This window comes from Streptomyces sp. NPDC027962, from assembly GCF_055566095.1.
Window position 1 is genome coordinate 106,802 of sequence record NZ_JBVHTA010000003.1, and the last position, 14,815, is coordinate 121,616.

The 14,815-nt window shown below is 70.6% G+C and carries 15 protein-coding genes; 7 read left to right on the forward strand and 8 right to left on the reverse strand.

All coding sequences use genetic code 11. The annotated features are described in order from the left end of the window. Nucleotides 1-82 precede the first annotated feature (82 nt). The 4 genes from ACZ4SA_RS03815 (at nucleotide 83) to ACZ4SA_RS03830 (ending at nucleotide 1,997) form a co-directional block, all read left to right on the forward strand. Complete coding sequence (locus ACZ4SA_RS03815; protein ID WP_468269824.1) at nucleotides 83-160, forward strand: hypothetical protein; 78 nt, start codon at nucleotides 83-85, stop codon at nucleotides 158-160. A gap of 355 nt (nucleotides 161-515) precedes the next feature. Beyond that, nucleotides 516-1,388 (forward strand): helix-turn-helix domain-containing protein, encoded by an 873-nt coding sequence (locus ACZ4SA_RS03820; RefSeq protein ID WP_468269467.1) that lies wholly within the window; start codon nucleotides 516-518, stop codon nucleotides 1,386-1,388. A gap of 106 nt (nucleotides 1,389-1,494) precedes the next feature. Continuing rightward, nucleotides 1,495-1,749 (forward strand): type II toxin-antitoxin system Phd/YefM family antitoxin, encoded by a 255-nt coding sequence (locus ACZ4SA_RS03825; RefSeq protein WP_468269826.1) that lies wholly within the window; start codon nucleotides 1,495-1,497, stop codon nucleotides 1,747-1,749. Further along, the gene (locus tag ACZ4SA_RS03830) at nucleotides 1,746-1,997 is read left to right on the forward strand and encodes a type II toxin-antitoxin system RelE family toxin (protein ID WP_468269469.1); all 252 of its coding nucleotides are present in this window, start codon (nucleotides 1,746-1,748) and stop codon (nucleotides 1,995-1,997) included. Before ACZ4SA_RS03825 ends, ACZ4SA_RS03830 begins: the two co-directional genes overlap by 4 nt. A 24-nt stretch (nucleotides 1,998-2,021) precedes the next feature. Here ACZ4SA_RS03830 and ACZ4SA_RS03835 read toward each other — a convergent pair whose 3' ends face one another. Continuing rightward, nucleotides 2,022-2,849: an LLM class F420-dependent oxidoreductase gene (locus ACZ4SA_RS03835; protein ID WP_468269471.1), complete on the reverse strand. Its 828-nt coding sequence runs from the start codon at nucleotides 2,847-2,849 to the stop codon at nucleotides 2,022-2,024. 158 nt (nucleotides 2,850-3,007) lie between these two features. Between ACZ4SA_RS03835 and ACZ4SA_RS03840 the strand changes: the two genes are divergently transcribed. Together ACZ4SA_RS03840 and ACZ4SA_RS03845 are read left to right on the forward strand one after the other, a co-directional pair. Continuing rightward, the gene (locus ACZ4SA_RS03840) at nucleotides 3,008-4,570 is read left to right on the forward strand and encodes a CehA/McbA family metallohydrolase (protein WP_468269473.1); all 1,563 of its coding nucleotides are present in this window, start codon (nucleotides 3,008-3,010) and stop codon (nucleotides 4,568-4,570) included. Nucleotides 4,571-4,643: 73 nt separating this feature from the next. Next, nucleotides 4,644-5,018 (forward strand): VOC family protein, encoded by a 375-nt coding sequence (locus ACZ4SA_RS03845; protein WP_468269475.1) that lies wholly within the window; start codon nucleotides 4,644-4,646, stop codon nucleotides 5,016-5,018. Nucleotides 5,019-5,208: 190 nt separating this feature from the next. Here ACZ4SA_RS03845 and ACZ4SA_RS03850 read toward each other — a convergent pair whose 3' ends face one another. The 7 genes from ACZ4SA_RS03850 to ACZ4SA_RS03880 all read right to left on the reverse strand — a co-directional run bounded on the left by ACZ4SA_RS03850 (nucleotide 5,209) and on the right by ACZ4SA_RS03880 (nucleotide 14,054). Continuing rightward, entirely contained in the window at nucleotides 5,209-6,762 is a 1,554-nt protein-coding gene (locus ACZ4SA_RS03850; protein WP_468269477.1) for an APC family permease, read from the reverse strand. Between the two features lie 260 nt (nucleotides 6,763-7,022). Then, the gene (locus tag ACZ4SA_RS03855; RefSeq protein ID WP_468269479.1) at nucleotides 7,023-8,477 is read right to left on the reverse strand and encodes an aldehyde dehydrogenase family protein; all 1,455 of its coding nucleotides are present in this window, start codon (nucleotides 8,475-8,477) and stop codon (nucleotides 7,023-7,025) included. Next, the gene (locus ACZ4SA_RS03860) at nucleotides 8,474-10,216 is read right to left on the reverse strand and encodes an N-acyl-D-amino-acid deacylase family protein (RefSeq protein WP_468269481.1); all 1,743 of its coding nucleotides are present in this window, start codon (nucleotides 10,214-10,216) and stop codon (nucleotides 8,474-8,476) included. Before ACZ4SA_RS03860 ends, ACZ4SA_RS03855 begins: the two co-directional genes overlap by 4 nt. Before the next feature lie 413 nt (nucleotides 10,217-10,629). Next, on the reverse strand, nucleotides 10,630-11,748 hold the full coding sequence (locus ACZ4SA_RS03865; RefSeq protein WP_468269483.1) for an LLM class flavin-dependent oxidoreductase: 1,119 nt from the start codon (nucleotides 11,746-11,748) through the stop codon (nucleotides 10,630-10,632). Nucleotides 11,749-11,854: 106 nt separating this feature from the next. Then, complete coding sequence (locus tag ACZ4SA_RS03870) at nucleotides 11,855-12,607, reverse strand: SDR family NAD(P)-dependent oxidoreductase (RefSeq protein ID WP_468269485.1); 753 nt, start codon at nucleotides 12,605-12,607, stop codon at nucleotides 11,855-11,857. Between the two features lie 15 nt (nucleotides 12,608-12,622). After that, nucleotides 12,623-13,543: an LLM class F420-dependent oxidoreductase gene (locus ACZ4SA_RS03875; protein WP_468269487.1), complete on the reverse strand. Its 921-nt coding sequence runs from the start codon at nucleotides 13,541-13,543 to the stop codon at nucleotides 12,623-12,625. Nucleotides 13,544-13,640: 97 nt separating this feature from the next. Further along, entirely contained in the window at nucleotides 13,641-14,054 is a 414-nt protein-coding gene (locus ACZ4SA_RS03880) for a PaaI family thioesterase (protein WP_468269489.1), read from the reverse strand. A 142-nt stretch (nucleotides 14,055-14,196) separates the two neighbouring features. Between ACZ4SA_RS03880 and ACZ4SA_RS03885 the strand changes: the two genes are divergently transcribed. Continuing rightward, nucleotides 14,197-14,796 carry a Uma2 family endonuclease gene (locus ACZ4SA_RS03885; RefSeq protein WP_468269491.1) on the forward strand — a complete coding sequence of 200 codons (600 nt, stop codon included), beginning with the start codon at nucleotides 14,197-14,199 and terminating at the stop codon, nucleotides 14,794-14,796. Nucleotides 14,797-14,815: the final 19 nt, after the last annotated feature.

The window sequence follows — 14,815 nt, forward strand, 5'->3', positions numbered from 1 at the left end:
GAGCAGCGGCTCCACTGGTTCAAGAGCAGTCACTGGCGGCGAGGGAGGCTCCTGCGTCGAGGTCGCGACGGAACCGGCGACCGTGCACGTCCGCGACTCCAAGGACCTGGCCGGGCCCCGGCTCGCCGTCGCGGCCCTAAGCGGCCGCCGCCTGGGGTGACTTCGTCGCGGACGCGCGCGCCGCACGCGTCCGCTAGCACCCACAGGTGGCCCGCCCCACACGCTCACGCCAGGGCGATTTATCTCGTTAAGGCCGGATCGGGGATTCCCCGGTCCCGGTTCGCCCGGACCTCGAAGCCCCCGCTTCAAAAAGCTTGAAGAACCAGGGAAGGAACCCTCCCAACCCCACCTCACCCCCACTCACTCGGACGGGTGATCCACCCCAACTCAACTGGCGCATATGCCGCTACGCCGTGCAAGCTCAGCCACAGCAACCGCAGAAATGCGGCGGCCCCCGGCCGGGACTGGCATCCCGATCGAGGGCCTCACCAACAAGGAAGAGATAGGCCTTCCCCATGGCTGTAGCGCAGCTTAACGCGCCCGTGTGCGCGTCGCCGCCCGTTCCCGCGGTCGGTATCCGGCACATCAACCTGCCGCACAACGACCGCTTCGTCGTGGTCGGCAACCATCTCGCCCAGCACAGCGGCCTGTCGCTGACGGCGATCGGGCTGTCCGTCCACATCCAGTCGCTCCGCGCGGGCACCAGGATCTCGATCAAGAAGCTCGCCGAGCGGTTTCCCGAGGGCGAGGACCGCATCACGGACGCGCTCAACGAGCTTGAAAAGCACGGGTATCTGCGGCGTACGCGGGTGCGGCTGCCCTCGGGGCAGCTGATCACGACGACGGAATCGTTCAACAACCCGCCCGCGCTGCGCGACCGTGTGCGGCAGGAGGCGACGGTCCGGCCCGTGCCGGAGGCTCCACCACCCGGGCCGACGGCACAGCCCGTGCCGCCGCCCCCACGATGCCCCGATCCCGATCCCGAACCCGAGGCGCCGAAGCCCACGCCCACGGCACAGGCCGCTCCCGTCCCCGCCGTGCTCCTCGCGGGCCTGCGCCGTCACGATCCCCGGCTGATCCTCTCCCAGCGGGACGTCGCCCACCTCGCGCCGGCCGTCGACGCCTGGCTGGCGCGCGGCGTCGCGCCCGACGCCGTGCGGCGGACGCTGACGGCCGCGCTGCCCGCCGGGCAGCTGCACCACCCGGCTGCGTTGCTCCGGTACCGGCTGACGGAGCTGCTGCCACCTCCGCTCCCGGCCGCAGCTCCGGCCGCGCCGCGCCCGGACCCGTTCCAGACCTGCGACGCGTGCGACCTCGCGTTCCGCGCGCCGGAGCCTGGACTGTGCGGTGGCTGTGAGGGGGCGCCCACCTCCACGACCGCCGCTTGATCTCGAACAACGACGCGCCTCGCCATCGGCCCGGAACAAGAAAGAGGAAAGCTCAATGAATGCGGAAGCCCTGCTCGCCGAGCTACAAAAGTGTACAGTTTTGCCCATGAGTGAGATGTTGCCGATCACCGAAGCCCGCGCCCAGTTCGGCGCGCTCGTCCGCCGCGCTTCGTACGCCCGGGAACGCATCACGATCACCGATCATGGTCAGCCCGCCGCGGTACTGATCAATCCCAAGGAGCTGGCCGAGCTCGAAGATGCTCTGGCCGTCGCGGAATACCGGGTCGAGAAGGTGGCCGGGACTTTCGAAGGCGTCCCGCACGAAGAGGTTCGAGCCCGACTCGGCCTGGATTCCGAGTGAGCTATCAGATCATCTGGCGGCTTCAGGCCACCGATGCCGCAGCAGGCTTCCTCAAGGACGACCCCGAGGGCCTTCGGCAACTGTTCGCCTCGGTCGACCTACTCGCGGACGAACCGCGACCGGCGGGCGCCGTCGAGTACGGCTCCCCCGATCTCATGCGTCTGCACGTCGGCCGATACCGGGTGCTGTACGAGATCAGCGACCACGTCGTGACGGTTGTCGTCCTGCACGTGGGCAGAGTGCACTGACCGAGCCCCCCGATTCCGGCGGTGTCACAGATACTGCGCGTACTCGTCCAGCACTCGCAGGACCTCCGGCTCGCCCTCCGGGGGCAGTTGCAGGACGACCTCCTCCACGTCCAACTCCGCGTAGTGCGCCAGCTTGCCCGGCGACGGGAGGACCGCGTACGGGACGATCTGGAGGGTCTTCGGGTCGCGGCCCGCCGACTCCCACGCGGCACGCAGCTGGGGCACCGTCTCCGTGAGGCCCCGGCCGCCGATCGGAAGCCAGCCGTCCGCGTACTCCGTGATGTGGGAGAACAGCTTCGGGCCCGCCGCGCCGCCGACCAGGATGCGGGGGGCTCCCCCGGCCGGCTTGGGGAAGGCCGAGGACGGGCGGACCGATCCGAACTCCCCCTTGTACGCGGTGGGTTCCGGCGCCCACAGGGCTCGCATCAGCCGCATCCGGTCCAGCACGAGCTCACGGCGCGTCGGCCACTCGACCCCGTGGTCCGCCGCCTCCTCCTTGTTCCAGCCGAAGCCGACGCCCAGCGTGAAACGGCCGCCGGAGACGTGGTCCAGCGTGGCGATCTGCTTCGCCAGGTCGATCGGGTCGTGCTGGGCGACCAGGGTGATGCCGGTGCCGAGAGTCAGCCTCGACGTCACGGCCGCCGCCTGCGCCAGGGCCACGAACGGGTCGAGGGTGCGGCCGTACTCGCTCGGCAGTTCGCCGCCCGCCGGGTAGCCGGTGGTGCGCTCCACCGGAATGTGGGTGTGTTCCGGGACGTACAGGCCGGCGAAGCCCCGCTGCTCCAGCTCCCGGGCCAGCCGCACCGGGCTGATCGTCTCGTCGGTCAGGAAGATGGTGGTCGAGATCCGCATACGCCCAACGTATGCCTCAGGGGGATCGCTCGTCGCCGGTCATGACGGCGCCGTTCGTCAAATCCCTTCCCTTGGCCGCACGTTAACGGCTCAATACCAGGGTTCGACTGCAGGCTGCATCACTCCTGTCCCTCTCGACACCCTGGGGAGCCGACGGCATGTGCAACGAGGAAGAACACGCAGGACACACCGGCCACGCAGGACACGCGATGGCTCGGCGCGGACTGCTCGCGACGGGGGCCGCGGCCGCCCTTACGCTGACGCCCATGAGCTTCGCGAGCGCGAGCCCCAGCGCAGGCGCAGGCGCGGCGCCGCGCGACGGCGGCACGCAGACCGAGGTCGTGCGCGGCACGCTGCCGCCCGGCTCGCCCGACTACGTCTACCTGCCGGTCGAAGTGCCGCGCGGCGTACGGGAGATCCGTGTCTCGTACACGTACGAGAAGCCGGCCGTCCCCGCCGGCACGGCCGGCAACGCCCTCGACATCGGCCTCTTCGACGAGCGCGGCACCAAGCCGGGAGGCGAAGGCTTCCGGGGGTGGTCGGGCGGGGCTCGGTCCGAGTTCTTCGTCCGGGCGGACGACGCCACTCCCGGGTACATCCCCGGCCCGGTCCGCCCCGGCACCTGGTACATCGCCCTCGGGCCGTACACCGTCGCGCCGCAGGGCCTCGCCTACGAGGTCACCGTCACGCTCGAGTACGGGCGCACGCCGGAGGGCCGGCAGCCGGTTTATCCCGCGGAACGCGCAAAGGGGCGCGGGCGCGCCTGGTACCGGGGCGACTGCCACATCCACTCCTGGCACTCGGACGGCAGGCGCACCCCCGCGGAGATCGCCGCCCTCGCGCGGACCGCCGGGCTCGACTTCATCAACTCGTCCGAGCACAACACCCACTCCGCGCACGCCCATTGGGCCGATCAGGCGGGCGGTGATCTGCTGATTCTGCTCGGCGAGGAGGTCACCACCCGCAATGGGCATGTGGTGGCGCTGGGTACCGACCCGGGGACGTTCGTCGACTGGCGCTACCGGGCGCGCGACAACCGCTTCGGGCACTACGCCCGCCAGATCCGGCGCGCCGGCGGCCTTGTCGTACCGGCGCATCCGCACGCCACCTGCATCGGCTGCAACTGGAAGTTCGGCTTCGGGGACGCCGATGCAGTGGAGATCTGGAACGGGCCGTACACGCCCGACGACGAGGTCTCGCTCGCCGACTGGGACAGCGCGCTCGCCGTAGCCGCCCGCGGCGGGAGGCGCTGGACAGCGGCCATGGGCAGCAGTGACGCGCACCGCGACCCGGATCCGATCGGGACACCGCAGACCGTCGTGCTCGCCGATGATCTGACGCGCGAGGCGATCCTCGAAGGGATCAGGGCCGGGCGCAGTTACATCGCCGAGTCCAAGGACGTCACGGTGAGGTTCTCCGCAGCGGGCGGGCGCGGGCGGCACGCGGGCATCGGCGAGCGGCTGCGGGTGGCGGACGACGATCCGGTGACGGTACGGCTGGAGGTGACGGGCGCGCCCGGCTGCTCGGTCCGCTTTGTCACCGACCAGGGCGTGCTGCACACGGCGGCGTTGCCGGCGGACGGCGCGGGCACGGTGGAGTGGCGTACGGCCCCGCAGTACGCCACCTACGTACGCGCAGAGGTGCGGCACCCGCCCGTGATGCCGCCGCTGCCGGGGGCACCTGCCGCGCTCACCAATCCGGTCTTCCTCGGCGGGCGGTGACCGGCGGCGGCACACAACCGGGGGCGGAGAAAAGGAGATGTCGGAGACACTCGCGGCCCCTAGGGTCCCGAACATGGGATCTCTTGTACGCCACATCACCATCGACTGCGCCGACGCCTACCGGCTGGCCGCCTTCTGGGCCGAGGTGCTCGACGCCCGGGTCTCCGACGAGGACGCGCCCGGCGACCCCGAGGCGCTCGTCGAGTCGAAGGGCGGGGCGCTGCTGTTCGTCACCGTCCCCGAGCCGAAGACTCTGAAGAACCGCGTCCACCTGGACATCGTGCCGACGGACCGCAGCCGGGACGCGGAGGTGGAACGTCTGCTGGCCCTGGGGGCGACCCTGGTGGGCGACCACCGTGTCCCGGACGGCCGGGGGTGGGTGACGCTTGCGGACCTGGAGGGCAACGAGTTCTGCGTCGAGCGCGGATCGGCCGAGCGCACGGCGTGACGCCGGAACGGCCGCCGGCCCCCGGCTCCCGCTCTACCGGACACCGCTCTCCCCGTCGGCGGTCCTTGCCGGTCGGGAAGAGCGGGGTCCCGCCGGCTTCCTTGGCGCGGACCAACGGCTTGGTCAACGGCTGCGTCAGGCCGGCGACTTCAGGACCCGGCACCGACAGTCGGGGGGCTCAGGCGGCTGCTCAGTCCGCCATGACCAGCGACGGTGTCTCCTTCGTCAGCACCTCGCCCCGGAAGAACGCCGGGCTGCGGCGCTGCATGACGAGCATCAGGACGACTCCGAGCAGGAGCAGGCCGACGCCGATGACGAAGACCGAGCCCATGCCGAGGACCGACGAGCCGGAGCCGTAGGCCGGGTCCCACATGTCGTAGAGGGTCTTGGCGAAGACGGCGGTGAGCATCAGGCCGCCGACGCCGGGCAGGACGCCCTTGACGAGCAGGTTGGCGGTCGACCGGGTCAGCTCCTTGCGGAAGAACCAGACGCAGGCGAAGGCCGTGATCGAGTAGTAGAAGCAGATCATCAGGCCGAGGGCGTAGATGGTGTCGACGAGGACGTTCTCACTGACAAGGCTCATCACCGTGTAGAAGGCGCCGGTGGCGATGCCCGCGGCCACGGTGGCGAGGCCGGGGGTCTTGAAGCGCGGGTGGACCGTGGCGAAAGCCTTCGGCATGGCGTCGTACGCGCTCATCGCGAGAGCGGTACGGGCGACCGGGATGAAGGTGGTCTGCAGGCTCGCCGCGGCGGATGCGAGCACCGCGACGAAGAGCAGGATGCCGAGACCGGAGCCCATGATCGGGTCGGCCAGGACGGCGAACACGTTGTCGGAGGTGTCCGGATTGCCGAGGCCGGTGCCCTCCTCACCGATGCCGGCGTACATCTGCACGGCGATGGCGACCATCAGGTACGAGGCGACGATGACGACCATGGCGAGCATGGCGGAGCGGCCGGGCGTGCGGGAGCTGCCGACACTCTCCTCGTTGATGGACAGACAGGCGTCCCAGCCCCAGTAGATGAAGATCGAGAGGGAGAGTCCGGCGGTGAAGGCGGAGAAGGACTCGATACCGAAGGGGTTCATCCAGGACAGCGAGAAGTCCAGGGAGCCCGCCACCTCGTCGGACTTCATGACCGCCATGGCGGCGAAGATGACGATGACGGTGAGCTGGAGTCCGACCAGGGCGTACTGGACCCACTTGGTCGCGGTGATGCCCCGGTAGCTGATCGCCGTGGCGATGGCGATGAAGGCGAGGGTGGTGAGGATGTGGACGGCCTTGTTGCCGTCGAGGGCGGCGACACTACCGCTGCCCGTGATCTCCCCGGCGGTGAGCCAGAAGAACGACGTGGCCACGCCGGCAAGGTTGGAGAGGACCACGACGGTGGCCACCAGCAGGCCCCAGCCGCACATCCAGCCGATCTTGGGCCCGAAGGCCTTCACCGACCATGTGAAGGAGGTGCCGCAGTCCGGCACTGCCTTGTTGAGCTCGCGGTACGCGAAGGCCACGAGCAGCATCGGGAGAAAGCCCGCCAGGAAGATCGCGGGCATCTGGAGCCCGACTTCCGAGACGGTCGGCCCCAGGGTGGAGGTCAGGCAGTAAACGGGGGCGACTGTCGAGACGCCGATGACGGCTCCGCCCATCAGGCCGACGGAGTTCCCGCCGAGGCCCTTGGTGCGGACACCCCCGTCGGGGGCGCTCCGTACCGTTTCTCCGGCCTGTGGCCGCGCATCGAGCTGAGTCATGAGGAGGACGTTAAGTGCTGCGGTTTCCACATCCGGAAGATCGAGATCCGGATACCGGACCGACGCTCCGGGTTCAATTCGAAGGATGGATCGGCGCATGATGAATGTTTGCAAGGTAAACAGGCGTTACCGGCAGCACATCACGAGGTGACCTACCCTCCCGCCCGGAACGCGAAAACCGCAGCGACGTCCGTTTTGTCGGGTTGCAAAATTTCCCGCTCCATTTTCGGGCCCCGCCGGCACAAGGGCTGCGGCCTTCGTCAGCCCGGCCACACCACCGCCTGGAGCTCGCTGTATGCATGCAGCGCGTACGAGCCGACGTCCCTGCCCACCCCGCTCCTCTTGAACCCGCCGAACGGCGCCTCCATGTTCCGGCCGACCGTGTTCACCCCGACCCCGCCCGCCCGCAGCTCCCCCGCCACCCGGAACGCCCGCGCCACATCCCTGGACCAGACGTAGTCGATCAGGCCGTAGTCGCTGTCGTCGGCGAGCGCGACGCCCTCCTCCTCGTCGTCGAACGCCACCACGACCACCACAGGGCCGAAGATCTCCTCCCGCACCACCCGCATGTCGTTGGTGCAGTCGGCCAAGAGGGTCGGCGCGACATAGAAGCCCCTGTCGTACGCGGGGCGCTCGCCGCCCGCCACCACGCGCGCGCCCTCCTTCCTGCCCAGCTCGACGTACGACTCCACGCGGTCGCGGTGCGCCGCGGAGATGACCGGGCCGACGACCGTCGCCGGGTCGGACGGGTCGCCGACCTTCAGATGGGCGGCGTACCGCGCGAGCCCCTCGACGAGGCGGTCGTACACCCCGCGCTGCGCGATCACCCGCGTCGGCGCCGTACAGATCTGCCCGCTGTAGAAGGAGAACGTCGTGCCGATCCCGCGGACCGCCGCCCCGATGTCCGCGTCGTCGAAGACGAGCGCCGCGCCCTTGCCGCCGAGCTCCATCAGCTGCCGCTTCATCCCTCGGCCGCACACCTCGGCGATCCGCTGCCCGACCGCCGTCGAACCGGTGAAGCTGACCATGTCGACGTCCGGGGAGTCGACGGCCGCCTCGCCGACGGCCGGCGCGGAACCGGTGACCACGTTGACCGTGCCGGGCGGTGCTCCGGCCTCCTCCAGCGCCGCCGCCATCCGGTAGACCGACAGGGGGTCCTGCGGCGCGGGCTTCACGACGACCGTGTTGCCCACCGCCAGCGCGGGCGCGACCTTGCCGGCCGGGTTCGCCCACGGATTGTTGTACGAGGTGATGCAGGTGACCACGCCGACCGGGCGGCGGACGGCGATCGCGCCGAAGATCCCCGACCTGCCCATCGGTCCCGCGGCGTTGATCTGCGGCGGCACGGCCTGCTCGACCGGCTCCAGCGCGCCCTTGGCGTAGCGGCGGAAGCGGGCCGCGCCGACCGCGACCTGCATACCGCGCGCGGTCGCCGTCGTCGCGCCGCTCTCGGCGCGGGCGAGGTCCGTGTGCGCGTCGCTGTCCCGCTGGATGAGGGAGGCCGCCCGGTCCAGGATCGCGGCCCGCTCCTCCGGCTTCGTACGGGACCACGCCGGGAAAGCCGCACGGGCGGCGGCCGCGGCGTCCCGGACCTGGGCACGGCTCGCCTCGGGCGCGAGCCCGACGACCTCCTCCGTGGCCGGGTCGATCACCTCGTAGTGGCCGTCGTCCGGCTCGGCCCACTCCCCCGCGATGAACAGCCGCTGCGCCCTCATCGGGTCGACACCGTCCTGGTGTCCCGTCCCGAACGAAGAACGATGCCCGGTACGGCACCGGTCACCTCGTCGTTGCGTATCGTCTCCACGCCGTTGACGCGGACCGACACGACGCCGATGGCTTTCGCGTCCAGTCGCGGGCTGTCGCCCGGCAGGTCGTGCACGAGCGTCGCCGGGCCGGCGTCGATCCGCTCCGGGTCGAAAAGGACCAGGTCGGCGTGGTGGCCCACAGCGATCCGGCCGCGTCCCCGCAGACCGAAAAGCCGCGCCGGATCGTCGGTCAGCATCTTCACCGCCTGCTCCAGGCCCACCAGCTTCCGGCCCCGCAGACAGTCGCCGAGGAAACGGGTCGTGTAGGGGGCGCCGCACATCCGGTCCAGGTGCGCGCCGGCGTCCGAGCCGCCGAGCAGCACGTCCTCGTGCTGCCACGTTTCCACACGCAGGGCCCAGGAGTCCGGGTCGTTGTCGGTGGGCATGGGCCAGAGGACCGTGCGCAGATCGTCGTTGGCGCAGATCTCCACGAGGCACTGGAAAGGGTCCTGCCCGCGCTCGGCGGCGATGTCGCGGACGACCCGGCCGGTCAGAGCCTCGTTCTCGGGGGTGTACGTGTCGCCGATGACGTAACGGCCGAAGTTCGCGAGCCGGCGGAACACGCCGGCCTCCTTGGAATCGGCGCGGCGCAGCATCTCGGCGCGCGTCGCCGGGTCGCGGAGCTTCGCGACGCGCTCGGGGACGGGCAGCGACAGGACATCGCCCCAGCCGGGGATGAGGTTCAGCGCGCAGAACGTGCCCAGGGACATGTTCATCGGCGTCAGGATCGGCATGGTGAGCGCGACGATCCGCCCACCGGCCTTGCGGGCGCGCTCGGACGGGACCAGCTGGCGCGGTACGCGCTCGGGGACGGAGGCGTCGATGGTCAGCACGTTCCAGTTGAGCGGCCGTCCCGCGGCGGCGCTCATCTCGACGAGGAGATCGATCTCCTCGTCCCCGAACTGGTCGAGGCAGCCCGCGACGATCGCCTCGAGCTGGGTGCCCTCGTGCTCCCCCACCGCCTTGGACAGCGCGAGAAGCTCGTCGGGACGGGCATGGCGGGAGGCGACGGGCATGCCGTCGCCGTCGGAGTGGGTGGCGGACTGGGTGGTGGACAGCCCCCAGGCGCCGGTGTCCATCGCGTCGTGCAAGAGGGCGGTCATGGTGTCGAGTTGGACGGCAGTCGGCGTGCCGCCGACTGCGTCCGGCCCCATGACGTGGCGGCGCAGGGCGCAGTGGCCGACCATGAACCCCGCGTTGACGGCGATGCGGCCGTCGAGCGCGTCGAGGTACTCGCCGAAGGTGTGCCAGCTCCAGGGCGCGCCCTGCTCCAGCGCCACGAGGGACATGCCCTCGACCCGGGACATCATCCGGCGCGTGTAGTCGGCGTCCTCGGGACGGGCCGGGTTGAGCGGGGCGAGCGTGAAGCCGCAGTTGCCGCCGGCGACGGTGGTCACGCCGTGGTTGAGCGACGGGGTGGCGTACGGGTCCCAGAACAGCTGGGCGTCGTAGTGGGTGTGCGGGTCGACGAAGCCGGGGGCGAGGACGAGACCGGTGGCGTCCTCTGTGGTGCGTGCGAGTTCTGTGACGCGGCCGGGCGGGGCGGCGACGGCGATGCGGCCGTCGCCACCGATGCCGACGTCGGCGCGGTGGGCGGGGGCGCCGGTGCCGTCGACGACGGTCGCGTTGCGGATGAGGTGGGCGAGCATGGTCTCCCCTTCTGCGGGTGGGGTTCCGACGTGGCCCGGTCGAAGGACGCCGCGGCCGGCCGCGGCCGCGGCGCACCCTCCGACCGGGCCGGTACGGGCGGCGGTCCGGGAAGACGCCGCCCGTGCCTTGGGGTGCGCGGCGGGGGCGGGCGGGGGTGTACGGGGTGCGTGCCGCTGCGCGGGAGCTGCTCCCCACCCCGCCCCTTCCCGAACCGGGGGCTCCGCCCCCGGACCCCCGCGCCTCAAACGCCGGCGGGGCTGGATTGCCGCAGAGCGGCAACTGCAACCCGTCCGGCGATTGAGGACACCGCGCGAAGCGCGGTACGGGGCCCGGGGCTTGCCCCGGTTACGGGAAGGGGCGGGTAGGGGAACAGCCCCGCGCAGCGGCACCACCCGCCGCCCACGCGGATGTGTCAGGCCGCCTCGCGGAAGCGCGTCGTGCGGTGGACCGGGTCCGTGTCGATCTGGGGGATCACGTGCTCCCCGATCAGCCGGATCGTCGTCATCGTGTCCTCGTACGACACCCCGATCGGCAGCCCGAACGACAGCTGGTCCGCCCCCGCCTGCTCCCACCGCTTGCACTGCTGCAGCACCTCGCCCGGGTCGCCGCAGATCATCAACTCCTCGGCTATCAGCAGCTCGACGATCTCCGCCGTGTACTCCGGCAGCAGTTCCGGCCACTCCGGGATCCCGTCCGGCCGGGGGAACGTGTCGTGGTAGCGGAAGAGCAGGGACTGCAGGTAGTTCAGCCCGCCCCCGACCGCGATCTCGACCGCGCGCTCGTGCGTCTCCGCGCAGATCGCCGTCGACGTCACCATCACGTTGTCGTTGACGAACGCGCCGACCGCCTTCGCCTCCTTCACGGCGCTCTTGTAGGACTCGAGGACCCACTCCATGTCGGAGACCTTCTGGACGCTGAAGCCCAGTACCCCGAGGCCCTTCTTGCCGGCCATGGCGTACGAGGACGGGGATCCGGCCGCGTACCACATGGGCGGGTGGGCGGCCCCGTACGGCTTGGGGAGGATCTTCCGCGGCGGGAGGGACCAGTGTTTGCCCTGGAAGCCGACGTACTCGTCCTGCAGCCACATCTTGGGGAACTCGGCGATCGTCTCCTCCCAGATCTCCTTGGTGTGGTTCATGTCGGTGATGCCCGGCATGAATCCGAGGATCTCGTGGGATCCGGCGCCCCGGCCGGAGCCGAATTCGAAGCGGCCCTGGGAGAGGTGGTCGAGCATCGCGACCTTCTCCGCGACCTTGACCGGGTGGTTGACGGGGGCCAGGGGGTTGAAGATCCCGGAGCCGAGGTGGATCCGTTCGGTCGCGTGGGCGAGGTAGCCGAGGAAGACGTCGTTGGCCGACAGGTGGGAGTACTCCTCCAGGAAGTGGTGCTCGGAGGCCCAGGCGTACTTGAACCCGGACCTGTCCGCCTGGATGACGTACTCGGTCTCCTCCATCAGCGCCTTGTGCTCGGCGAAGGGGTCGGTCTCGGCGCGCTTGCCGAGGTATCCCTGGACAAAGAGGCCGAATTCCAAGGGGGTTCACCGCCTTAAGGTTTCCGACAGTTTCTGACGCACCGTCAGATCTGGATGGGGTCGACTGTTCCACCGGGTGCCCGAGCAGTCAAGAGATGACAGCCCGTCAGAGCACGCTGACGCCCGCCAGCCATCCGCCGTCGATCACGAACGGCTGGCCGGTGATGTAGGAGGAGTCGTCGCCGGTCAGGAAGAGCGCCAGTTTCGCGACCTCCTCCGGCCGGCCGACCCGGCCGAGCGGCACGAGCGTGCGGTACAGGCCCTCGATCGCCCCTGGGTCCGCGCCCTCCGGATTGCTCATCGGGGTGTCCACGGCGCCCGGGCAGACCGCGTTGACCCGGACGCCCTTCGCCGCCAGCTCCAGCGCCGCCACCCGCGTCAGACCGAGGATCGCGTGCTTGGAGGCGGCGTAGGCGCCCACGTACGCCATCCCCGTGAGCGCCGTGTACGAGGCGGTGTTGACGATCGTGCCGCCGCCGGCCGCCTCGAGCTCGGGGGCGAGAGTGCGGATGCCGAGGAACGTGCCGACCTGGTTGACCTGCGTGATCAGCTGGAACTCCTCCAGCGGGGTCGAGACCAGCTCGTTGAAGCGCAGGATGCCCGCGTTGTTGACCAGTCCGTCGACCTTCCCGTAGGCGTCCTTCGCCGCGGCCACCGCTGCCGTCCAGTCGGCCTCACGGCTCACGTCCAGGTGGACGTAGAGACCGCCGATCTCCTTGGCGAGCGGTTCGCCCGGCTCGTCGAGGACGTCCGCGAGGACCACCCGCGCGCCCTCCGCGGCGAACAGCCTCGCCTCCTGCTCCCCCTGCCCGCGCGCCGCGCCCGTGATGAGGACGACGCGTCCGTCCAGCTTGCCCATGCGTGCTCTCCCTGCTCAGTCGAGGTGCGGGGCGACGTCGGCGGCGAAGGCCGCCATCTGGTCGGTGAGTTCGCTGCGGCTCCTGCTGCGGAACCGCACCTGGATCTGGTGCACGCCCATCACCGCGTAGGCGCGCAGCGACTCGGCGAGGGCACCCGGCTTGCCGGTCAGCGTTCTGCGACCGGTGCGCCAGTTCGGTTCGCCGACGTAGAGGGGTTCGGTGATGGCACCGATCGTGATGGGCGCCTCGATGCCGGCCGCCTCGCGCAGCTCCTTGATCCGGGCGATCCGAGCGGGCAGCTTGTCGCGCGGGTCGCCCTGCGGCAGCCAGCCGTCACCCTTGAGCGCAGCCCGGCGCACAGCGGCAGGCGAGGAGCCGCCGACCCACACGGGGACGCGCGCCTGGGCGGGCCGCGGCCGTTGCCCCATGCCCTTGAAGGAGTACCGCTCCCCCCCGAACTCGGGGAACTCCTCGGGGCCGAGCGCCGCCCGCAGCGCGTCGAGCGTCTCGTCGAGGACGGGGCCGCGGGCGTCGAAGTCGACGCCGAGGGCCTCGAACTCCTCCCGCACGTGCCCGGCCCCGACACCGAGGATCAGGCGTCCGCCGGAGAGGTGGTCGAGGGTCGCGTACTGCTTGGCCGTCAGCAGGGGGTGACGCAGACCCACGACGGCGACATGGCTCAGCAGCCGGACCCGCTCAGTCACTCCCGCGAGGAACGACAGAGTGGCTACCGGGTCGTACCAGACCGTGGACATGGCGTCCGCGAGGCGGCGCGGGATGGCGACGTGGTCGCAGGCGGCGACATACGCGAAGCCGGCCCGGTCGGCTGCCCGGGCGATCTCGGCGAGGTCCTGCGGGCCGGCCTCGACCTCCCAGGGTTCGGCGTAGAGGGTGCTCTGGGACTGGACCGGAAGCTGCATCCCGTACGCCACCATGGAGTCTCCCCACAATCTGACGGACCGTCACAAACGACTGTTCGCCATCGTCGTAGCTGACGCGCCATCAGACAAGGGGTGCGGATGCGAGGGTGTTTCAGCCCAGCAGTGCGTAGACGGTCGAGGCCCGCGCGGCCGGGCCGTCCGCGCCCTCGGCGGTCATGGTGACGTCGGCGAAGGCCATGCGCCTGCCCAGCTTGGTGAGGCGCGCGTCGACCAGTACGTCGGTGCCGACGACGGACCGCTGGAAAGTGGTGGACTGCTGGACCGTTGTCATCGGGACGAACGCGCCGCGCGCCGAAGACACGGCGATCACGGTTGCCGTGTCCGCGGCGGCCATCAGCGCCTGCCCGCTCAGCCCGCCGCCCTCCCGGGCCAGCCGGGCGTCCCAGGGAAGTCTCAGCACGGCGTGCAGGTCGCCCGCCTCCAGGACGGACAGTCCCAGTTCGAGGACCCAGGGCGCGAAGTTGCCGGCGAGGATCTTGTCTGCTTCTGCGAGGGAGAGCGTCATGCCCCGATGGTGCCGGGCCGCAGCGCGTCACGGTAGCGTTGCGGCCCGTGCGCGACGGGCTCCCGGGCGGATTCGACCACTCGTGTCGAGAAGGACCACTACGCTGAGTATCGACTGGCCCGCCACGCGAGGGAGGCGCATCATGACGGTGATGCTGGAACGCCCGACGACAGACGGCACCGACCCCCGCCGCTTCGAGGAGCTGTGCGAAGCCCTCGACGAGCTGAACGTGCCCGACGGCTTCAACGCCGAGATCATCAGGGGGAACATCGTCGTGTCACCATGGTCGAAGGCGTATTACCTCGACGTCATGGATCTGGTCTGCGACCAGCTGCACCCCTGCCTTCCGGAGGGCCACCGGATCAGCTCCGCTCCGGCACTTTACGTGTTCCCCGGCGTGGAGCGGGCATACGGCCCCAACGTCCACGCCGCTCATCGCCAGACCCGCCGAACGACGAGCCGCCACCTGGATGGGGAAGGGCTCTCCTTCGTCGCCGAGTTGACCTCACCCTCGGCGCGCGACGACGATCTCACCGACAAGGTCGAGCGCTACGGCAAGGCCGGCGTCCCTGTCTACCTCCTGCTCGACATGCAGGAGGACAGCGCCACCGTCTACTGGTCGCCGACGCCAAAGGGATACGCCTCCCACCTCACCGTGCCGTTCGGCGAGAAGATCCACATCCCCGCCCCGTTCGACTGCCACGTCGACACCACCGGGTTCCAGGCGCCGGCCGAAGGCTGACGCCCGGCGCCGGCCCCCG